Annotated in this window: 23 protein-coding genes; 11 read left to right on the top strand and 12 right to left on the bottom strand. The window is 69.4% G+C overall.

Going from position 1 to position 19,958, the window contains the following annotated elements; all coding sequences use genetic code 11:
* Positions 1 to 3 precede the first annotated feature (3 nt).
* Both ACZ5ZX_RS06615 and ACZ5ZX_RS06610 read right to left on the bottom strand, forming a co-directional pair.
* On the bottom strand, positions 4 to 309 hold the full coding sequence (locus ACZ5ZX_RS06615; protein WP_465500945.1) for an SH3 domain-containing protein: 306 nt from the start codon (positions 307 to 309) through the stop codon (positions 4 to 6).
* 215 nt (positions 310 to 524) lie between these two features.
* On the bottom strand, positions 525 to 1,748 hold the full coding sequence (locus ACZ5ZX_RS06610; protein WP_061983438.1) for an NADP-dependent isocitrate dehydrogenase: 1,224 nt from the start codon (positions 1,746 to 1,748) through the stop codon (positions 525 to 527).
* Positions 1,749 to 1,987: 239 nt separating this feature from the next.
* Here ACZ5ZX_RS06610 and ACZ5ZX_RS06605 point away from each other — a divergent pair, with 239 nt between their 5' ends.
* The 3 genes from ACZ5ZX_RS06605 to ACZ5ZX_RS06595 all read left to right on the top strand — a co-directional run bounded on the left by ACZ5ZX_RS06605 (position 1,988) and on the right by ACZ5ZX_RS06595 (position 4,187).
* Complete coding sequence (locus ACZ5ZX_RS06605) at positions 1,988 to 2,506, top strand: hypothetical protein (protein WP_465500944.1); 519 nt, start codon at positions 1,988 to 1,990, stop codon at positions 2,504 to 2,506.
* A gap of 76 nt (positions 2,507 to 2,582) precedes the next feature.
* Positions 2,583 to 3,170 (top strand): hypothetical protein, encoded by a 588-nt coding sequence (locus ACZ5ZX_RS06600; protein WP_465500943.1) that lies wholly within the window; start codon positions 2,583 to 2,585, stop codon positions 3,168 to 3,170.
* A 21-nt stretch (positions 3,171 to 3,191) separates the two neighbouring features.
* Complete coding sequence (locus ACZ5ZX_RS06595; protein WP_465500942.1) at positions 3,192 to 4,187, top strand: DUF2203 family protein; 996 nt, start codon at positions 3,192 to 3,194, stop codon at positions 4,185 to 4,187.
* Positions 4,188 to 4,190: 3 nt separating this feature from the next.
* Here the strand turns inward: ACZ5ZX_RS06595 and ACZ5ZX_RS06590 are convergent, their stop codons facing one another.
* Positions 4,191 to 5,078, bottom strand: coding sequence for an esterase/lipase family protein (locus ACZ5ZX_RS06590; RefSeq protein ID WP_465500941.1), 888 nt, complete (start codon positions 5,076 to 5,078; stop codon positions 4,191 to 4,193).
* A 108-nt stretch (positions 5,079 to 5,186) separates the two neighbouring features.
* Complete coding sequence (locus ACZ5ZX_RS06585) at positions 5,187 to 5,693, bottom strand: Lrp/AsnC family transcriptional regulator (protein WP_465500940.1); 507 nt, start codon at positions 5,691 to 5,693, stop codon at positions 5,187 to 5,189.
* Between the two features lie 43 nt (positions 5,694 to 5,736).
* Between ACZ5ZX_RS06585 and ACZ5ZX_RS06580 the strand changes: the two genes are divergently transcribed.
* Both ACZ5ZX_RS06580 and ACZ5ZX_RS06575 read left to right on the top strand, forming a co-directional pair.
* Entirely contained in the window at positions 5,737 to 6,600 is an 864-nt protein-coding gene (locus ACZ5ZX_RS06580) for an NAD-dependent epimerase/dehydratase family protein (protein ID WP_465500939.1), read from the top strand.
* A 2-nt stretch (positions 6,601 to 6,602) separates the two neighbouring features.
* On the top strand, positions 6,603 to 7,457 hold the full coding sequence (locus ACZ5ZX_RS06575) for an aldo/keto reductase (protein WP_465500938.1): 855 nt from the start codon (positions 6,603 to 6,605) through the stop codon (positions 7,455 to 7,457).
* Here ACZ5ZX_RS06575 and ACZ5ZX_RS06570 read toward each other — a convergent pair whose 3' ends face one another.
* Together ACZ5ZX_RS06570 and ACZ5ZX_RS06565 are read right to left on the bottom strand one after the other, a co-directional pair.
* Entirely contained in the window at positions 7,458 to 8,282 is an 825-nt protein-coding gene (locus ACZ5ZX_RS06570; protein ID WP_465500937.1) for an EamA family transporter, read from the bottom strand.
* Positions 8,283 to 8,321: 39 nt separating this feature from the next.
* A complete protein-coding gene (locus ACZ5ZX_RS06565) occupies positions 8,322 to 8,936 on the bottom strand; it encodes a LysE/ArgO family amino acid transporter (protein ID WP_465500936.1) in 615 nt (204 codons plus the stop codon).
* A gap of 66 nt (positions 8,937 to 9,002) precedes the next feature.
* Here ACZ5ZX_RS06565 and ACZ5ZX_RS06560 point away from each other — a divergent pair, with 66 nt between their 5' ends.
* On the top strand, positions 9,003 to 9,881 hold the full coding sequence (locus ACZ5ZX_RS06560) for a LysR family transcriptional regulator ArgP (protein WP_465500935.1): 879 nt from the start codon (positions 9,003 to 9,005) through the stop codon (positions 9,879 to 9,881).
* Between the two features lie 38 nt (positions 9,882 to 9,919).
* Positions 9,920 to 10,507: an HhH-GPD-type base excision DNA repair protein gene (locus ACZ5ZX_RS06555; RefSeq protein ID WP_465500934.1), complete on the top strand. Its 588-nt coding sequence runs from the start codon at positions 9,920 to 9,922 to the stop codon at positions 10,505 to 10,507.
* Here ACZ5ZX_RS06555 and ACZ5ZX_RS06550 read toward each other — a convergent pair whose 3' ends face one another.
* From ACZ5ZX_RS06550 to ACZ5ZX_RS06535, 4 genes are all read right to left on the bottom strand, one after another.
* Positions 10,508 to 11,077, bottom strand: a complete 570-nt coding sequence (locus ACZ5ZX_RS06550; protein ID WP_465500933.1) for a GNAT family N-acetyltransferase — start codon at positions 11,075 to 11,077, stop codon at positions 10,508 to 10,510.
* A 7-nt stretch (positions 11,078 to 11,084) separates the two neighbouring features.
* Positions 11,085 to 11,534, bottom strand: coding sequence for a hypothetical protein (locus tag ACZ5ZX_RS06545; protein ID WP_465500932.1), 450 nt, complete (start codon positions 11,532 to 11,534; stop codon positions 11,085 to 11,087).
* 125 nt (positions 11,535 to 11,659) lie between these two features.
* Positions 11,660 to 12,304 (bottom strand): spermine/spermidine synthase domain-containing protein, encoded by a 645-nt coding sequence (locus ACZ5ZX_RS06540; protein WP_465500931.1) that lies wholly within the window; start codon positions 12,302 to 12,304, stop codon positions 11,660 to 11,662.
* Positions 12,305 to 12,326: 22 nt separating this feature from the next.
* Complete coding sequence (locus tag ACZ5ZX_RS06535; RefSeq protein WP_465500930.1) at positions 12,327 to 12,845, bottom strand: TrmH family RNA methyltransferase; 519 nt, start codon at positions 12,843 to 12,845, stop codon at positions 12,327 to 12,329.
* Between the two features lie 103 nt (positions 12,846 to 12,948).
* Here ACZ5ZX_RS06535 and ACZ5ZX_RS06530 point away from each other — a divergent pair, with 103 nt between their 5' ends.
* A complete protein-coding gene (locus tag ACZ5ZX_RS06530; RefSeq protein WP_409489685.1) occupies positions 12,949 to 13,137 on the top strand; it encodes a DUF1918 domain-containing protein in 189 nt (62 codons plus the stop codon).
* Positions 13,138 to 13,140: 3 nt separating this feature from the next.
* Here the strand turns inward: ACZ5ZX_RS06530 and ACZ5ZX_RS06525 are convergent, their stop codons facing one another.
* Entirely contained in the window at positions 13,141 to 14,310 is a 1,170-nt protein-coding gene (locus tag ACZ5ZX_RS06525; protein ID WP_465500929.1) for an MFS transporter, read from the bottom strand.
* A gap of 279 nt (positions 14,311 to 14,589) precedes the next feature.
* Between ACZ5ZX_RS06525 and ACZ5ZX_RS06520 the strand changes: the two genes are divergently transcribed.
* Together ACZ5ZX_RS06520 and ACZ5ZX_RS06515 are read left to right on the top strand one after the other, a co-directional pair.
* On the top strand, positions 14,590 to 14,910 hold the full coding sequence (locus ACZ5ZX_RS06520; RefSeq protein WP_465500928.1) for an ArsR/SmtB family transcription factor: 321 nt from the start codon (positions 14,590 to 14,592) through the stop codon (positions 14,908 to 14,910).
* A 193-nt stretch (positions 14,911 to 15,103) separates the two neighbouring features.
* Complete coding sequence (locus ACZ5ZX_RS06515) at positions 15,104 to 16,276, top strand: MFS transporter (protein WP_465500927.1); 1,173 nt, start codon at positions 15,104 to 15,106, stop codon at positions 16,274 to 16,276.
* A 64-nt stretch (positions 16,277 to 16,340) separates the two neighbouring features.
* Here the strand turns inward: ACZ5ZX_RS06515 and ACZ5ZX_RS06510 are convergent, their stop codons facing one another.
* The gene (locus tag ACZ5ZX_RS06510) at positions 16,341 to 16,640 is read right to left on the bottom strand and encodes a DUF3017 domain-containing protein (RefSeq protein ID WP_465500926.1); all 300 of its coding nucleotides are present in this window, start codon (positions 16,638 to 16,640) and stop codon (positions 16,341 to 16,343) included.
* Positions 16,641 to 16,757: 117 nt separating this feature from the next.
* On the opposite strand from ACZ5ZX_RS06510, the gene ACZ5ZX_RS06505 reads away from it, so the two are divergent.
* Entirely contained in the window at positions 16,758 to 19,559 is a 2,802-nt protein-coding gene (locus ACZ5ZX_RS06505) for a TNT domain-containing protein (protein ID WP_465500925.1), read from the top strand.
* The last annotated feature ends 399 nt before the right edge of the window (positions 19,560 to 19,958 follow it).

Raw genomic sequence — 19,958 nt, 5'->3', positions numbered from 1 at the left:
GGGTCACGGGCCGCACTTCGAGCCTTCGACCGGGGCCACGTACTGGGCGGAGACCCACTTGCCCTCGGCGATCTTGCGGAAGCCGTTCTCGACCACCGGCTGGGCGTCGATCTTCGCGTCCTTGACGTACTTGCCGACGATCTTCTGCCCGCCAGGGGTGTCGCGGGCGTTGAGCACGTCGGCCGTCACCACGACCTGGCAACCGGTCGGGCTCGAAGCGCTCGACTCCCTGTCCTGACCCGAGATGGCGACGATGACGATCAACGCCAGTCCGCCGCCGGCGAACAAAACCGGTTTCGAGATGGCCATGGTGGTCACTCCTCGAACAAGGGAATCGTTTTCTTCCTCGAACAGAGTGGCAGAAGCCGGGGCGGTCGCCCAGATCCCGGAATGCCAACCACCCGGAGGCGCCAACCGGACGGCACGCGTACTACCCACCGTCACAGGCCGGGCCGGAGTACGTGAAGGCCCCCTTCACCGCGTCCAGCGCGGTGAAGGGGGCCTTCACGTACTCAGCGAGAGGCTCAGCCCTGGCTGATCTTCTTGGCCAGGTTCTCGTCCAGCGTCGCGAGGAACTCCTCGGTGGTCTGGAACGGCTGGTCCTTGCTGATCAGCAGCGCGAGGTCCTTGGTCATCTTGCCGCTCTCGACGGTCTCGACGACGACCTGCTCCAGCTTGTTCGCGAACCCGATCAGCTCCGGGTTCGAGTCCAGCTTGCCGCGGTGCTCGAGGCCACGGGTCCACGCGTAGATGGACGCGATCGGGTTGGTCGAGGTCGGCTTGCCCTGCTGGTGCTGACGGTAGTGCCGGGTCACCGTGCCGTGCGCGGCCTCGGCCTCGACGGTCTTGCCGTCCGGGGTGCGCAGCACCGACGTCATCAGGCCCAGCGAGCCGAAGCCCTGCGCGACCGTGTCGGACTGCACGTCACCGTCGTAGTTCTTGCACGCCCAGACGTAACCGCCCTCCCACTTCATCGCGGCGGCGACCATGTCGTCGATCAGGCGGTGCTCGTAAGAGATGCCCTTGGCGTCGAAGTCGGCCTTGAACTCGGCCTGGTAGATCTCCTCGAACACGTCCTTGAACATGCCGTCGTAGGCCTTCAGGATGGTGTTCTTGGTCGACATGTAGACCGGGTACTCGCGGTCGAGGCCGTACTGCAGCGAGGCGCGCGCGAAGTCCTCGATGGACTTGCGGTAGTTGTACATCCCCATGGCGACGCCGCCGCCCTCGGGGAACTTCGCGACCTCGAACTCCATCGGCTCGGAGCCGTCGTCCGGGGTGTAGCTGATGGTCAGCGTGCCGGGACCCGGGACCTTGAAGTTGGTCGCCTTGTACTGGTCACCGTGCGCGTGACGGCCGATGATGATCGGCTTGGTCCAGCCGGGCACCAGGCGCGGGATGTTCTGGATGACGATCGGCTCACGGAAGATCACGCCGCCGAGGATGTTGCGGATCGTGCCGTTGGGCGAGAGCCACATCTTCTTCAGGCCGAACTCTTCGACACGCGCCTCGTCCGGCGTGATCGTGGCGCACTTGACGCCGACGCCGTGCTTCTTGATCGCGTTGGCGGAGTCGACGGTGACCTGGTCGTCGGTGCGGTCCCGCTCCTCGATGCCCAGGTCGTAGTACTCCAGGTTCACGTCCAGGTACGGGTGGATCAGCCTGTCCTTGATGAACTGCCAAATGATGCGGGTCATCTCATCGCCGTCGAGCTCGACGACGGTGCCCTGGACCTTGATCTTGGCCATGAGCAGCGGTGCTCCTTCCGCGGATCTTCGCGTTCTTCTTCTAAATCTCCGGTAGCGGTACAAGCGTACTGCTTAACGGTCCTGGATGGTTCAAGTAGTGGTCGGCATCAAGTCTCCACGAAGCCGATGTGGCCGACGTCACCCGGTCGGACGACGGCCATCCGGCCGTCACGGAACCGGCGAAACCGCGACATCATCGAACCGCACTTCTCTCCCGGTCATCGGAAAAGGCGGTCCCCATGTCCACCAACCCCTACGCCGTGCCGCCTCACGAGCAGCAACCGGCTCCGGAGCCCTACCTCCAGCCTAGGCAAAGCAGCCGCGCGGTGCCTCGGGTGCTCAGCGCGCTCGGTGGCGTGCTGCTCACCCCGGTCGCGCTCGGCATGGTGATCTACGGCGGCTCGCGGCTGCAGCGCGTGTTCGCGCAGGCCTACAGCGTCGGCGAGGACCCCATGGGACTGATCCTGCTGCTGTTCGGCGCCCTGCTCCTGCTCGGCGTCGCACTCCTCGGCGCGCTGTCCGGGCTCGGTCCGGTGATCGGCGGCCTGATCTGGGGTGTGCTGCCCGGACTGGCGGCTCTCGCCGGCTCGTCGGATCTCCTGGGCCTCATGTACGACATCGGCGGCCGTGAACTCGGCGTCGGCCTGGCGACCTGGCTGGTGATGGGTTCCCTGCTCGGAAGCGGGGTCCTTCTGGTCGGGGCAGGCCTGGTCGGCACCCTCACCCGCCGCCGCCCGGGAGCGCGTTTAGCGGGCTAAACGCGCTCCCGGGCGAGATCGATGTGAACCGAGCGGGCCCGGCATCCGTAGTCCGGTTAAGGGAGGTGGCCCGCCCATGTCATCGCACCGGTACGTCGCGGAGTACGACGACGAGGACTACCAGGAGTACGGCGAGTACGACCAGCAGCCCAAGGACCCTCGCAGGCCTTACGAGGACGTCGAGTCGTACGAACCGTACGAGCCCTTCGACGACGACGTGGTCCCCGAAGACAGCCGTGCGGGTCGAGGCGTGCGCCGGGTGCTCAGCGGGGCCGGCGGCCTGATCCTGACGCCGGTCGCCCTCGGCCTGCTGGCCTGGGGCGGCCTGCGGCAGCAGATGCTCGTCCAGGCGACCCTCAGCACCCAGCGTGACGTCTTCGGCATCGGCCTGCTGGTGGGCGGCGGGATCCTGCTGCTCGCGGTCGGGCTGCTCGGCGCGCTCTCGGCGACCGGCCCGATCGTCGGCGGTCTCGTCTGGGGCGTCGCACCCGGCGTGGCCGCCGCCGCGGTGCCCGAATGGGGCTTCCGGCTGGTGAAGTACCTGCCGCAGAACGATGTCACCTACGGCGTCACGAGCTGGCTGTTCATCGGCGGACTGCTCGGGACGGGGTTCCTCCTGATCGGCGCGGGCCTCGCGGCGAGACTCGCCCGGCGCCGCCGCTGAGCGGACTGGGACCATCGGCGCATGGGATTGTTCACCGTTCCTGAAGCCCGCGCCGAACTCGCCCGGCTACGCCCCGTGCTCGACGAGCTCGTCCGCCTGCGTGCCGACGCCGCCGAGCTCGCCGCGTCCCTGCGCCCGGGCGGCCGCGAGACCGCGCTCGGCGGGATGCCGGAGTGGAAGGCCGCGCAGGCCCGGCTGGACGATCTGATGACCACCGTGCAGCGGACCGGCGCGGAACTGAAGGGGTTCGCTCCGCTCCTGATCGACTTCCCCGCCGACCTCGACGGCGTCGACGTCCTGCTCTGCTGGCTCGAAGGCGACCAGGAACTGTGCTGGTATCACCGCGCCGACCTGGGTTTCGCCGGACGACGCCGGTTGCCCGATAAGGTCGACGCCGTGAGCGAGGAAATCGCGGCCGGTCTTTTCGACGGCATCGCCGCGCACTACGACGAAGACACCTTTCACGGCCTCGTCGCCGACGCACTCGTCGACGGTCTCGGCCGCACGGCTCCCGAACGCGTTCTCGACGTCGCGACCGGCACCGGTGTGGCCGCGTTCGCCGCGCTGCGCCTGGAGCCGGGCGAGGTCCTCGCGATCGACATCTCGCCGGGCATGATCGCCCAGGCCGAGGCGAAGGCGGCGACGCGGGATCCCGGCAAGCGCGTCACCTGGCAGGTCGCGTCGGCGGTCCCCGCGCCGGTGGAGGACGAGGGCGCGGACGCCGTGCTCTGCGCCTCCTCGCTGCATTTCCTCGGCGCGGCCGCGCTCCGTGACTGGCTTCGGGTGCTGCGCCCCGGCGGCCGCGTGGGCTTCAGCCTGCCGCCGGCGTCGGCGTTCCGGCCCTCGGCGGCGTTCGCCGCCATCGTCCCCACCGACCTGAAGCTGCCGGAAACCGAGGACGAGGCGGCGGAACTGGCCTCCGAAGCGGGGTTCACCGAGGTGACGGTCAAACGTCTGGACGTCGAAACGCCGGACCGGACCCGATCGGTGTTCGTGGTGCACGCGACCAGGCCCTGAGGCCTACAGCGGCGCGAAGAACGGCACGCACACCGGCGCGGGCGCGCCTGCCGGGTCGAGCGCCTTGAGGATCAGGCCCGTCACGTTCGGGTCGATCGCCTGGCTCAGGTGGCCGGGCAGATCCGTCGCGCACCGGTCCTGCAGCACGATGTCGGTCGTGCCCGGTTCGCCCAGCACACCGCTGGTGTACGGCGTGACCACTCGATCGTGGCGGCTGACGATGCTCGTGTAGGTCGGCCCCGGAACGCTCACGCCGCCGCGGGCGAGATCGTCGAGGAAGTCCGACGGCGCGAGGTATTCCCGGCACGCCCCGCACACGCCGTCGGCGAGCAGGTCGATGCCGGGCAGCGAAAGGACGGCCCTGGCCAGCTCGGAAAGGCCGTTGAGCGACGTGCCCTTGAAGTTCGAACCGAAGCCGACGAAATGCTTCACCTTCTCCGCGCCGCCCACGAATTTGAGGTAGTACGCGGGCATCGTCGTACCCTCGGAATGCCCGACGAGGTCGACCTTGTCCGCGCCGGTGCTCGATCGCACCCGGTCGACGAACGCGTCGAGTTCGACGGCGCTCTTCCGCATGGAGCCGAGCCCGCCGAACAACTGTCCACCCAGGACAGTGGCGCCGTAGGTCAGCGAGTAGACGCAGTAGCCGGCGTTCTTGAGCTTCGGCGCGTGATAGAACCAGTTGGTCGTCGCGTTGCCACCGAGACCGTGCACCAGCACGACAGGCTCGGGATGCTTCGCGGTCGGACGGCACGACCAGTCGTTCCAGCCACTCGTCGTCGCGGCGTCCGCCACCGCGGGGGCGGCGACCGTGAACGTCAAAGCCGCGACAAGCGTGGTGAGGATCCTTCTGGTCTTCGTGGCACCGCCGTTGGTGACCCGAACCCGCATCCCTGCCTCCGATTACTCGTCAGTATGTGGTGCGAGTCATCATCCGTCACAAACCAACGGCGAGAACCGGGAGAAAAACCAGACTTGACCACCTCTCCTTGTGACAGATCACAAAGGCAGCAGGACTCGTCGTTCGATCGGACTCGACATCACGATGGACGTCGTCGTGGCGCCCAGCGTGGACAGGTCCTCGAGGAGTTCTTCCAGGTGCGTGGTGTCGCGGACGGCGATCTTGAGGATCCAGCAGTCCTCCCCGACCACATGGTGCAGTTCGAGGATTTCGGGGCGGTCCATGAGCTTCCGCGTGCGTGGATGCCGGACGGTGAAGCCGCTGTGCGGCGCCATCCGCACGAACGCCCGCAGTCCGAGGCCGACGCCGGACGGCGAGACGAGCGCCGCGTAGCCGGTGATCGTGCCGTCGGCTTCGAGCCGTTTGACCCGCTCGCCGACGGCCGCCGGGCTCAGCGAAACGCGGCGGCCGAGTTCGCTCAGGGTGATGCGGCCTTCCTCCTGAAGAAGTTCCAGGAGTCGCCGGTCGATCACGTCCAGTGAACTTTCAGTGGAAGCCGGTTTTTGCCGTTGTTCTTTCAGCGCTTCGGCCGATGTGCCCATCATTTCCCCTTCAAACACCTGGATCGCCACCGTAACACTGGTGGACATGAAGAAAGTGCTCGTTCTGGGTGGGAGCCGGTACTTCGGCCGCGGGGTGGTCGAGCGGCTGCGCGACGCCGGACTGGACGTCACCGTGCTCAACCGCGGCTCCGCGCCGGCACCGTCCGGCGTCGCCCACCTGATCGCCGATCGCGACGACGAAGCGGGGTTGAAGGCCGCGCTGGGTTCCCGTTCCTTCGACGTCGTGCTCGACCAGGTCTGCTACACCCCGGTCCAAGCGGATATCGCGCGCCGGGTGATCCGCGCGGACCGGTACCTGATGACGTCCACGATCGAGGTCTACAACCAAGTCCTCACGGACGCGCCGATGGCCGAATCGCTGGTCGCCCTGCCGTCCGCCGACCGCACACTTCCTTGGCACGACGGGGATTTCCTCGAAGCGCACTACGGCGAAGGCAAGCGGCAGGCCGAAGCGGTCTTCGCCGCCGGGGACGTGCCGTTCGTCTCGGTACGGGTCGCGCACGTCCTCGGTGGCGACGATTTCACCGGACGGCTGCGGCATTACGTCGAACGGCTGGACGCGGGCGACGCCGTCGGCGTCCACGCGGAACCGCGGCCGTCGACGTTCATCCATGAGCGGGAAATCGCCGATTTCCTCGCCTGGGCGGCGAAAGCGGACTTCACCGGCCCGATCAACGCCGGTTCGCACGGAGAGCTGTCCGCGACGGACCTCGCCCGTGCCATCGTGGCCGAGCCGCGGTTCCGGATCGTCGAGCGGGACGCCTCGCCGTACTCCTTCGACCGGTACGCCGTCCTGGACACCTCCCGCGCGACCGGTCTCGGTTTCTCCTTCTCCTCCACCACCGATTGGCTCGGCGATGTCGTCGAAGAACTCCGAAAGGCACTTTGACCATGCAGTACCGCACCATCGGCGACGTCGCAGTCAGCGCGATCGGCCTCGGCGCGATGCCGTTGTCGATCGAAGGCCGCCCCGGCCGCGACCGCGCGATCGCCACCGTCCACGCCGCGCTCGACGCCGGGGTCACCCTCATCGACACGGCCGACTCCTACCATTGGCACGCGGGCGAAACCGGGCACAACGAGACGCTGATCGCCGACGCGTTGGCCACCTACGGCGGCGACTCGGACGCGGTACTCGTCGCGACCAAGGGCGGGCGAGGCAGGCCCGGTGACGGCTCGTGGACCGTCACCGCGACACCCACGCATCTCAAAAACGCCTGCGAGGGTTCGCTGAAACGGCTCGGCGTCGACGCGATCGGCCTCTACCAGCTGCACAAGCCCGACGAGAACGTGCCCTGGGCGGAGTCCGTCGGCGCGATCAAGGACCTGGCCGACGAAGGCAAGATCCGGCTCGCCGGGGTGTCCAATGTGTCCAGTGCACAGATCCTCGAAGCACGCGAAATCCTCGGCGAGCAGCTCGTTTCGGTGCAGAACGAACACTCGCCCGCGTATCCGGCGCACGAACCGGAACTGGCGCTGTGCACCGAACTCGGGCTCGCCTACCTGCCGTGGGGTCCGCTCGGCGGCATCTCCGGCGCCTCGCGAGTCGGCGCGGCGCACGCGGGTTTCCTTGCCGTGGCGGAGGAACAGGGTGTCAGCCCGCAGCGGGTCTGCCTGGCGTGGCTGCTCGCGAAGTCGCCGTCGGTGATCGCGATCCCCGGCTCGACGAGGCCCGCGACGATCCGCGATTCGGCGGCCGCGGCCGACCTCGTGCTCACCGCCGACGATCTCGCTCGTCTGCCGTGATCATCCGATGGCGATGAGCCCGACGGCGGCACCGGCGCCGATCAGCCCGGCGACCTGCGCCCGGTTGGCGCGCTCGCGCAGGAAGAGCATCGCGAGCACGACCGGGATGGCCGGGTAGAGCGCGGTGAGCACGGTCGCGACGGCGACCAATTGCCGCTGCGTGGCATACCAGTACAGCAGGATCGCGACCGAGCCGAGCGCCCCGGCGGCGGCCGCCTTCACGGCCGTCGCGCTGGGCAGCCGGAACGCCGCCGACGACAGGAGCACGAGGGGGACGATCGCGCAGACCGAGACCGCCCGGCTGACCGCGATCGGCCAGAACCCGGCGTCGGCGGGCACCCTGGCCATGGCGAGGAACTGCACGGCGAACCCGGCACCCGCGACGAGCGCGTCGGCCACCCCGGCGGAGCCGTGTCCCTCGCCGGTGCGGGAGACCAGCCACACCGACGGCAGCGCCAACACGATCCCGGCCGCGGCGGGCACGGACAGCCGTTCGCCCAAGGCCAGCACGGCGACCGCGGCCGGGATGATCACCGCGCCGAGATCACTGACCGGGACGACGACGCTCATCGCGCCCCGGCCCATCGCGCGGTAGAGGAAGGCGACGCCGACGCCGGTCCCGAGGCCGGAAAGGGCGCCCCACGCAAGCGCTTGCGCCGTGGTGGGACCACCGAAGACCAGTGCAGCGGCCACGCTGAGCACGGTGCCGCCGACCTGCGCGTACAGCGAGATCGTCATCCCGGGAGCGTGTCTCGACAGCATTCCGCCCGCGAAATGAGTGGTGCCGAAACAGAGCGCCGCCAGAAGTGCGATCCATTCATGCATGACTCATGCATACAACTGCCCGCGGAACCCCGCAACCGATCAGGCGCTGGCCACCAGCGTCACCCCGAGGGCGATCATCGTGGCGGCGACCAGACCGTCCAGCACCCGCCACGACGATGGCTTGCGGAAGAACCCGCTGAGCAGCCTCGCGCCGAACCCGAGGACGAGGAACCAGAGCACGCTCGCCAGCACCGAACCGACGCCGAACGCCCACCGGCCGCCACCGTGCCCCGCGGCGATCGCGCCGAGCAGGAGCAGCGTGTCGAGGTAGACGTGCGGATTCAGCCAGGTGAGCGCCAGCGTGGTCAGCACGATGCGGCGCAGCGATCCGCCGGTCTCGGGGCCGCCGGTCTCCAGCGCCGCCGGTTTGAACGCGCGACGGGCCGCGAGAGCGCCGTAGCAGAGCAGGAAAGCACCGCCGACCAGGGCGACGATGGTCAGCGCTTCGGGCGAGGTCCCCACCAAGGCACCCACTCCGCCGACGCCGAGGCTCACCAGGATGACGTCCGAGACGATGCAGATCAGGACGACCACGAGCACCGATTCCCGGCGGATGCCTTGGCGCAGCACGAAGGCGTTCTGCGCGCCGATCGCGACGATGAGGGCCATGGTGGCGCCGAATCCGGCGGCCGCACTGAACAGGACGTCTTCCATAGGGAGGACAGTAGGAACCGACGAGTCAACAGTACAGCTAAAGATTCTTACGTAACATTAGCGCTCATGATGACCGATCTGCCGCTCGACCTCGTCCGGACGCTGCTGGCGGTCGCCGACGAAGGCACGTTCGACGCCGCCGCCTCGGCACTGCACGTGACGCCGTCGGCGATCAGCCAACGCGTCAAGGCGCTCGAACAGCGCACCGGGCGGGTGCTGCTGATCCGCACGAAACCTGTGCGCCTGACCGAATCCGGGCAGGCCGTCGTGCGCTTCGGCCGTCAACTGGCCCTGCTGGAGGCCGACACCCGGGCCGAACTCGGCCTGACCGCCGGCGACGAACCGGTCCGGCTGCCGATCGCGGTGAACGCCGACTCGCTGGCGACGTGGTTCCTTCCGGCGCTCACGCGGGTGCCGCACGGGCAGAAGATCTGCTTCGAACTGCACCGCGAGGATCAGGACCACACCACGACCCTGCTGCGGGAGGGGCTGGTGATGGCGGCCGTGACGTCGTCACCGGATCCGGTCGCGGGATGTTCGGTGCACCGGCTCGGGCACATGCGGTACCTGGCCGTCGTGAGCCCGGAGCTCGGCACGGACCTCACCCTCGCCGAAGCCCCCGTCGTCGTCTTCGACCGCCGCGACGACCTCCAGGACCGCTTCGCTCGTGAGCGCGGGACGATCACGAGTTCGCTGCGGCACTACGTCCCGTCGTCCGAAGGGTTCTTCGACGCCGTCGCGGCCGGGATGGGCTGGGGCATGGTGCCGGTCGCGCAGCTCGGGGACCGCTTGCGCGACGGCACCTTCGTCTGTCTCGACCCGGACCACCCGATCGACGTACCGCTGTTCTGGCAGCAGTGGAAACTCGACTCCCCCGCGCTGGCGGCGGTGTCGGCCGCCGTCACCACGGCGGCCGCGGACCTGCTGGTCGACCCACCCGGATGAGGACGCGCACCCCGGCCCGGTCGTGAGATCCTGTGCGCATGACGCGCGCATTGCACCTGGTCGGGGACGAGGAAGCGGACCGACTGCTGAGCGAAGACCCGTTCGCACTGCTCGTCGGCATGCTGCTGGACCAGCAGTTCCCGATGGAGCACGCGTTCCGGGGGCCGCAGAAGATCGCGGACCGGATGGACGGTTTCGACATCGAGAAGATCGTCGCGATGGACACCGAGACCTTCGTCGAACTCTGTGTGGTCCCGCCGGCGATCCATCGCTACGGCGGCTCGATGGCCCGCCGGGTGAAGGACCTCGCCCAGCACATCGTCGAGGTCTACGACGGCGACGCCGCCGGGATCTGGACCTCCGGGCGGCCCAAGCCGGACGGGCCCGAGGTCCTCAAGCGGCTCAAGGCGCTGCCCGGTTTCGGCGAGCAGAAGGCCAAGATCTTCCTGGCGCTGCTCGGCAAACAGCTCGGCGTGCAGCCCAAGGGCTGGCGCGCGGCCGCCGGTGCGTACGGCGACCGCGGCTCGCGGCGCTCTATCGCGGACGTCGTCGACACGAAGACCCTCGGTGAGGTGCGGGCGTTCAAGAAGGCGGCGAAGGCAGCCGCCAAGGCTCCGGCGGAGTAGCTACTTCTTTTCGGCTCCCGGCCACGGCCCCGGTGTCTCGGCGGGCAGTTCTTCCTGCCCGACTTCGGTGCAGAAGATCCGGAAACCGCGTGCCTGGTAGTTCTTGAGCGCGGCCGGGCCGTCCGAGGTGCAGGTGTGGACCGTCACCCGACGCGTCGCCGTCTTGCCGGGCCACCGTTCCGCGAGCGCCCAGGCCTCGCGGAGCGCGACGGTCAGCAGATGACCGCCGATGCCCTTCCCGACGAAGGACGACATCAGGCCGAAGTAGGCGAGTTCGACAGTGCCTTCAGGGTCGCTGCCGTCGAGTTCGAAGTACCCGCACGGCGTTCCTTGCGCGTAGGCCACCCAGGTCTCGACGCCGGGCCTGTCCAGCCACTCGATCCACTGCGTCCAAGTCCAGCCGAGCCGGTCCATCCAGAACCAGTCGCCGCCGACGGCGGTGTAGAGGTACCGGTTCAGTTCCGGGCTGACCAGTTCGGCGCGGGTGACCGTGATCGGGGTGGCGGGTGGTTTCGCGGCGCTCAGGTCGTCCGGCGAGGTCTGTTCGAGGTGCCAGGTGGTGATCTCCATCCAGCGATCATTTCAGCCAGATCCGCAGCGGCCCCAGCGCCCTGTACCCGGCCCGCAAGGCGGCGGCGAGGTCGTCGCCGCGTTCGTAACCGGTGATCGGCAGGCCGGGGAACGTCGCGGCGACCGCCGAGGTCGCGCCGTGCCACGCGTCGTCGAGATCGCCTTGAGTGTACAAATTGGACAGTCCGGCGAAGCCGCCGTCACGGTTGGCCGTCACGCCGGACACAACGTCGGACCACACCGCGACGAACGGATCGTCGAACTGGTCCGGCACCCGGGCCCAGCCCGGTTCGAGCGGCATCCGGACCTCCCGCGCGATCCAGGTCGCTTCGAAGAGCACCTCGAAACCCGCTTCGGAGAGGTCCAGGCATCCGAAACTGTCCTTCACCGAGCAGCCCGGCGACGTGTCGATGCCGTCCAGCACGTCCGATACCGACGCGTCGGGGGTCAGGGTCACCGCGTCCGGGTACAGCGGCGGTGTCCGGTGTGCCGATCTCCAGGAGCGCGGGCCGAACGTGCCGATGAGTCCGTGTGACCGGCACACCGTGTCGCACCAGCGAGCGTTGACCCGCGCGGCGTCCGTTACACCCGCGCGAACCACAGCACGTCCGGTTCCCCTTGCGGCACCGGGATCTTCAGCTCCCGCACCTCGCCGAATCGTGCTCGCAGCCGCTTCGCGAACGCCGGAACCGCCTCGGCGCTCCAGACCCCGAGCACGCCGCCGGGCCGCAGCCGCGCGGCGAGCATGTCGAGCCCGTCGTCCTGGTAGAGCTTCGCGTTGCCGTCCGTTACCGTCCACTCAGGACCGTTGTCGATGTCGAGGCACAGCGCGTCGAACCGCTCTTCCGTCCGGCGCAACCACTTCACCAGATCGGCCTCGACCACGGTGACCCGTTCGTCGGAAAGGGCGTCGTCGTGGACGTCCTTGAGCGGGCCCTCGCGGTTCCAGGCGATCACGGCGGGCTCGCGCTCCACGACCACGATCTCGCCGACGCCGGGGTGGTCCAGCGCGGCGCGCAGCGAATAGCCGACACCGAGGCCGCCGATCAGCATCCGCGCCTTGCCCGGCACCAGATCCGCCGCCACCGAGACGAGCAACCGTTCGGATTCACCGTTGCGGGTGTCCATCAGGAAGACGCCGTTGGCGATGACTTCGAAATCCTCGCCCGCGCGGCGAAGCACGAGTTCGCCGCTCCTCCCGTCCACCACGTCGAGTACGTCGGTCATCCGGGCAGCCTATCGGCGATGGTCACAGCAAGCCCGCCAATTTGTACAACACGAGACTGCCCGCGACGGCGACGTTGAGGCTCGCGCCGGTACCCACCATGGGGATTTCGACGACGGTGTCGAGAAGATCGAGCGCCTCCGGCGGAATGCCCCGCTGCTCATGGCCGAGTACGGCGATCGTCCGGCCGCGCGCGGGTGGGAGATCGGCGAGGCGCACGGCTTCGTCGGCGAGTTCGACGCCGACGACGGCCGTGCCCGCCACCCGTTCCCTGGCCAGCCACCCCGGCGGATCGTGCACCCAGTGCACACAAGCGGGGCGCCGCAAGGTGTTCCCGCGGCGCAGCGCCTCGGGCACCCAGGGAAACCGCGGCACGGCGAGGCAGGCGCCCACCGCGTCGCAGGTTCGCAAAAGGGTGCCGAGATTGGCGCCGTGCAGTGGCCACAGCGGTGCCGCGACGAGATGTCCCCAGCAGGAATGGGATTTCCTTCTTCTGGTCGCACGGAGTTCCGAGGGCGTGCGGACCCTGATCGACGGGCTCACCGGACGTGAGGCGCCGCGCCTCCAAGCATTTCGAGGATCATGCCGACACTGTAGCGGGATCACCTCCGACGCTCCTAACCTTGAAGCGTCGGAGGTGGTACTCATGCACGCGACCGTCGGAGACGAGATCCACGTGCACGGACGCACGGTGGGCTCGGCTGAGCAGCGCGGCGAAATCCTTGAGGTACGCGGAGAACACGGCGCCCCGCCGTATCTCGTCCGGTTCGCCGACGGGCACGAAGGGCTGGTCTTCCCCGGACCCGACTGCGAAGTCCAGTCTCGCGCCGAATAGGCGTCACTCGGCGGGCACGGGCCGCCGCACGCGGCTCCGCCAGCCCGTCACGACCACGGCCGCGCCCAGCGCGGTCAGCACCGCCGCGATCTCGGGCAGCAGGAGCGGGCCGCCGCCGCTGAGCACCGCTCCCCCGACCAGCCCGGAGAGGCCGACGCCGAGGTAGATGGCGGACGCGTTGAGCGAGAGGACGAGCCCGGCGTTCTTGCTGGACAACTCGATCAGCCGGTGCTGGATCGGCGGATTGATCGACCAGGTGGCCAGTCCCCAGAGGAAGAGGACGACGGCCGCGCCCGCGACGGTGGTCGCCACGAGCGGCAGCATCGCGAGCACCACGGTGATCCCGCCGAACACGACCAGCAGCGGCCCCTTGGCGCCCCAGCGGTCGGTCGCGCGGCCGCCGAGGACGTTGCCGAGCGCGCCGCCCGCGCCGTAGACGAACAGCAGCAGGCTGACCGTCGTGCCGTGGACGCCGGCCGTGGCGGACAGGACCGGCGAGATGAAGGTGTAGACGGAGAACGCGGCGAGGCAGCCGAGCACGGTCGCGCCGAGCATGGCGAGGACGCGCGGGTCCTTGGCGACGGTGAACCGTTCGGCCAGGCGAACCGGAGGCGGTGCCGGGACGGCGGGCAGGACCATCCGGACCGCGAAGGCGCCGAGAAGCGAGAAGGCCGCGACGAGCGCGAAGACGGCCTGGTAGCCGACGCTCTGCGAGAGGACGCTGCCGAGCGGGACGCCGAGGATGGTCGCGATGGTCAGGCCGCCGAAGACGAGCGCGACGGCGCGGCCCCGGCGTTCGGGGGTGGTGAGTTCGGCGGCGACCGCGCTGGCGGCGGGGGTGAACACCGCCGCGCCGATCGCGGTGACGACCCGCGCCAGGAGCAGGGTCACGTAGCCGGGTGCGAGGGCGGCGAGGGCGTTGCCGACGGCGGTGACGACGAGGGCGGCGACCAGGAGGGTGCGCCGCTCCCAGCGGCCCGTGACCGCGGCGAAGAGCGGCGAGCCGACCGCGTACGCGATGGCGAAGGCGGTGACCAGCTGAGCGGCGGCCGTCTCGGAGACGCCGAGCTCGCCGGTCAGCGCGGGCAGCAGCCCGGCGACGACGTAGCCGCTGGTGCCGACCGCGAAGGTGCCGAGTGCCAGCACCGAGGTCCTAGGTGGTGCGAAAGTCATGGACTCCCCAGCTCCAGACCCCTTTTCACGGCGCCTCCCGCCTCCGGCCCAGATCGCGATTAGCGGGCGAAAGTCGCTCCGGGCCCCGGTCGCCCAGGTGCCCGCCGGATCGCGTTTAGCCCGCTAAAGGCGACCTGGGTCCCGGGGCGCTCGGCTGGCGCCGGAGCGCGATTAGCGGGCGAAAGTCGCTCAGGGATCGTTGTTCGATGGTTGTCGTAGTTCGATGACGACCGTACTACGAACCTTCGGGAAGTTCGAGGGGCGTCGTACTATGGACCCATGGCCGCGACCACGACACCGCAGTACGTCTACCCCGGGCAGGACGAGATCCGGATCGAAGCGGTCCTCGCCGCCCTCGCGGACCCGGTGCGCCTCGACATGGTCCGCCAGCTGGCCGAGCCCGGCACCGAGATCTCCTGCAGCGGATTCGACGTCGCCGTGACCAAGTCCACACTCACCCATCACCTGCGCACCCTGCGCGAAGCGGGCGTCATCATGGGCCGCCAGCAGGGCACCACCCGCTACAACTCCTTGCGCCGCAACGATCTCGACGAGCTCTTCCCGGGGCTGCTCCAGGGAGTCCTCGCCGCGCGCCGCTGAGGGTGGTCAGCCTCACCCGAAACCGGGATGACAAAGGCGCCCTCCATCCGTTGAACTGGATGCAGGACAGCTCGTCGACGCTGGGGCCGAACGCGCTGTCTTCTTTTGTGTCCGAGACCTAAATCGATTCAGTCGACCATCCGCGACGGTGGGCGAGTAATCGTTTACCAGTACGACCCCCGGAAGGAGAGCCGTGCCCGTCGCGCTGCTCGCGCTCGCCATCGGTGCCTTCGGCATCGGAACCACCGAATTCGTCATGATGGGCGTGCTGCCCGAAGCCGCCACTGATTTCGGCGTGTCGATCCCGTCCGCCGGTTACCTCATCTCCGGCTACGCCCTCGGCGTCGTGGTCGGCGCCCCGCTGCTGACCGCGGCCGCGGTCCGGTTGCCGCGCAAGACCATGCTGCTGGCGATGATGGGGCTGTTCACGCTCGGCAACGCCCTCTTCGCGCTCTCGCCGAACCAAAGTTTCGGCGTCGCCTTCCGCTTCCTCGCGGGCCTGCCGCACGGCGCGTTCTTCGGCGCCGGCGCGGTCGTCGCGTCCAGCCTGGCCAAGCCGGGCGAACGCGCGAAGGCCGTCTCGATGATGTTCATGGGCCTGACCCTGGCCAACGTCGTCGGCGTGCCACTGGGGACACTGCTCGGCCAGAAGGTCGGCTGGCGCGCGACGTTCGGCGTCGTCGCCCTGATCGGCCTGGTCGCCATCGCCGCGATCGCGAAACTGGTCCCCCACCAGGGCAAACCGGCCGAACCGTCGCTGCGCGGCGAACTCGGCGCCTTCCGCCGTCCGCAGGTGTGGCTCGCACTCGCGATCGTCACCTTCGGCCTCGGCGGCGTGTTCGCCTGCCTGTCCTACATCGCGCCGATGCTGACCGACGTCACCGGCTACTCGCCGTCGAACGTCACCCTGCTGCTCTCGCTGGCCGGGGTCGGCATGACGATCGGCAACTACCTCGGCGGCAGGCTCGCCGACAAGGCGCTGATGCCGAGTCTCTACCTCGCGCTGACCGGGCTCGCGACGGTGCTCGCGATCTTCACGATCACCGCGAACGGCAAGGTCGGCGCCGCGGTGACGATCTTCTTCGTCGGCCTGGCCGGTTTCATGATCGGCCCGATGATGCAGGCGCGGATCATGGAGAAGGCGGGCGGGACGCCGTCGCTGGTCTCGGCCGCGGTGCAGTCGGCGTTCAACATCGCGAACTCGATCGGCGCCTATCTCGGCGGCCTGGTGATCGCGGGCGGGCTCGGCCTGGTCGCGCCCAACTGGGTCGGCGCGTCGCTGGCCGTGCTGGGGCTCTCCCTGGCCGCGGTGTCCGGCGGTCTCGACCGCCGCGAGGCCCGGCTCACCCCGGCCATGGCTTCCTGACCCCCCAAGCGCGTGAAGGCCCCCTTCCCTCGGCTGAGCCGAGGGAAGGGGGCCTTCACGCGCGTCAGGACAGGGGACCGCCGGTGATCGTGAAGGCGATGAAAAGGATCAAGACAGAAAGCGCGCCATAAGTCAGGACGTCGACCGGCTTGCCCCGGATCGCCAGCAGCCCCGCCTTCACGTCGGGGAGGACCGCCCTCAGCAGACCCGCGAGCATCAGGGCCCCGCCGATCAGCACGGCGCCCTGGCGCCAGTGGTACTGGCCGATCCGCAGTGCCGCGACGGCCACCACCAGCATCACCAGCAGGAACGGCAGGTGACGGACCAGTGCCCCACGGTCACGCCGCTGTCCGGCCACCGCCATCAGTCCTCGTCCTTCATGGCCTCGCGGGCAAATCGGTTCACCTCGCCAGTATCCCGGGTGAGTAACCGGACACCAGGTCAGGGCGTCTTCCGCGGTGTCAAGAGCGGCAAAACCCACATGCGGGGTGCACGCGGACGCGGATACGGTCAAAATGTGACCGTGGCACAACCGACGACTCAGCTGAACGCGACCGAGCAGGACACCCTGGTCAAGCAGATCGGCCTCGCCCTGCTGCGGGCCGCTCCGCGTGATTGGCGGAAGGTTACCGCCGAGTACCGAGCCGTCGGCAGGTACCACGAGATGACCGGCGAGATCATCACCGAGGACGGCACCGCGCACGAATGGGTCGCGACGCACGACATCGCGACGCTGTTCGGCAGGCTCCGTGCCGGGATGTATCGCGACGGTCGCGGCACCTGGTTCAACGCTCGTTACCAGCTCGACCACCCCTCCAGCTACAACCTCGAGTACAACCGCGACGAGCCGCAGTGGCGCCTCGCGCCGCCTCCGCAGGCGTACTCCGACGAGCTCCGCATGTTCCCCCGCTCCGAGGAGAACGTGCCCGAATGGCTGATCCGGCGCATGTCCGGTCTCGGCCCGGAGCAACCCGGACCGCATTTCCGCATCGCCCGCATCTTCGACACCATCGGCCCGGCCGGTCGTCCGGTGATCAACCGGCCCGATCTGGAGATCGAGGAGCAGGACAGGCTGCTCGAATACCTCGACCACGCGCCGCTGGTGGTCACCGAGCGCGGCTACGACATCGACAGGCTCGCGCAGACCCCCGAGGCCACCGTCCCGGTCGCCTTCCACAGCGACGGCCAGTGGATCTGGCCCGCCGCCGTCAACTTCTACCTGCGCGAGTACGGCGTCTCGCCGGAACTCGACCTGATCGAGCACGTCCGGCAGAACGGTTTCACGCTGCCCGAGGTCGATGACCCGACGCTGCAGGCCGCGGCGGGGTACCTCACCCGGGGGAATCAGCCCCCGCAGCAGCGGCCGAACGGCCCGGGTGGTCCCGGTGGGCCGGGTGGACCCAACGGTGGCCCTGGTGGTCCCGGTGGCCCGCCGCCACAGGGCCCGCCGCAGAACGGCCCGGTGCCGCCGCAGCAGGCCCCGGTCAACCAGGGCGGTCCCGGTCAGCCCGGCCCCAACGGGCTCGCTGGTCCGGGTGGTCCCGGCCCGAACCAGGCCGCTCAGCCGCCGATCCCGCCTTCGCACCAGCAGGGCCCCGACGCTGCCTCGGTGGCCGCCGCGTCGGCCGCACCGGTCGCCGCCGCCGCGGCCGTTCCCGCGGCAGAGAACACCCTCCCGGACCAGACCGAGCAGGCCCAGCGGTACGAAGAGGACTACGACACTCAGGACTACCAGGCGCAGGACTTCCACGAAGCCGCCGCCGAGCAGCAGTACGCGGACGGCTACGAAGAGCAGTATCCGCACGAAGAGGCGCGGTTCCACGAGTCCGAACAGGACGTCTACGCCGACGAAGCCCGGCAGGACGACGAGCCGCACCAGCGCGCCGAGCCCGAACAGGAGCCGCAGGCCCCGCAGCAGCGGCAACTCGCCGATCCCGAAGCCACGACGTACGCGCGGCCTCTGCAGGGCGACTCTTACGCCCAGCAACACGAGGACACGCGGCCCGAGGACGCTTCGTACGACCAGGACGACACCGAGACCACAGCGGGCTATACGCCGGTCGAGCAGGCGGACGCCGATTCGCTGCCCCTCCTCACCCATGACGCGGAGGCACCGAATGTGCCCCCGCCGTCGGACTCCGAGGTCACGCAGGTCGACGCTCCGGCGCCGGAGCAGCCCGCCCCGGTGGCGGCCGCGCACCCGCCCCGGCCGGAACCCGAGCCACGGCGCGAGGAAGCCCCGCGTCGTGCGGCCCCGGAGCCACAGGATCACCGCCGGCCGCGGCGAGCCGAGCACCCCGTTCCGGTGCTGAACGAGCTGCAGTCGAAGTTCGACGAACTCGACGTGCCCGACGACGTCTACCGCATCGGCTCGCCCGCCGAGCACGGCTGGAGTGTCGAGCAGGTCGACGGCGGTGGCTGGCGGGTCGGCTGGTACGACGGGAAGCTGACCAACCCGGCCGTGTTCGGCGACGCCGAGGACGCGGCCGCGTTCATGCTCGGCAAGGTCCTGCTGAACCCGAACGGCGCTCCGCCCCCCGCCGAGCAGTCCTTCGAGGAGCCTCCCGCCGTCGAAGAGCAGCCTGCCGAGGAACCGCCCGCTCCGGCACCTCCTGTGCTGGCGACGCTCTCTCCCGAGATCGCCACCGGTTCGCATCCGGTGCCGCCGCGGGAGTCGATCCCGGCGCAGGAGCAGACGGCGTTCACGACGGCGGAGGAACTGCTCGGGGACGACCTGGACGACGAGCCCTCCCCGGCTCCCGTCCCGCCCGCTCCCCCGGTGCGGCCGAACCCGACGCTGTCGAGCCCGCCGCCCGCCCCGCCCCGGCGCGAACCGCCGGTGACGCCGCCTCCGCCGCCGATGCGACGCGAGGAACCGGCACGTCCGCCCGCCGCCGCGGCGAGCGCCGGGCAGCCCGACGCCAAGCAGAACTGGCCGATCTCGCCGCTCAGCGGCGAACCGCCGCTGACGCTGTTCCGCGGCAAGGAACTGCGTGAGCTGCCCGCCGGCAGCGAGCTGGACCGCTTCGGCGGCCCGAACGGCAACCTGACCTACGCGGCCGGGACGCCGTTCGAGGAGCGCTCGCTCGTGCCGGAGTGGGTGAACCGGCCGTACCACGTGTATCGCGTGCAGCGTCCGCTCGAAGCGCTCGCCGGTGTCGCGATCCCGTGGTTCAACCAGCCCGGTGGCGGATCGGCGTACCTGCTGCCGGCGTCCATCGAGGAACTGCTCGCCGAGGGCGACCTCATCGAACTGGACCCGGGCGAACCGCCGATCGACTAGGCCCCGCAAGCGCTAGGAAAGGTCCTTTCCTCGCAAATTTTGCGAGGAAAGGACCTTTCATAGCGTCTTTTCCATCCTGGTTCGCGGTGCAGACACCTCGCAAGTGGTCGACTACCTGCGAGGTCAGGTCACTCAGGACCGTGAGACACGCTCGAGCGTGGAGGATTCGGGACATTCAACGTCCCGAATCCTCCACGCTCGCACGCCGCCGGTCAGAGCCATCGCCCCACGTCACCGGGCCCGAAAGGTCCTGGTCGCCAGTGGTGAGTGTCGTTAGAGCGAACCCTCTTTTAGGTACCTACTGGTGGCCTGGCGCCTTGCACTGGGGAAGCGCGTGAAGGCCCCCTTCCCACGGGGGGGGGCGGGGGGGGGGGGCCTGAACCCCCGCCCGGGGGGGTG

Source organism: Amycolatopsis sp. NPDC033938 (assembly GCF_055575975.1).
Note: the sequence above shows the minus strand (reverse complement) of the source record. Positions and strands in the feature narration are given on the sequence as shown.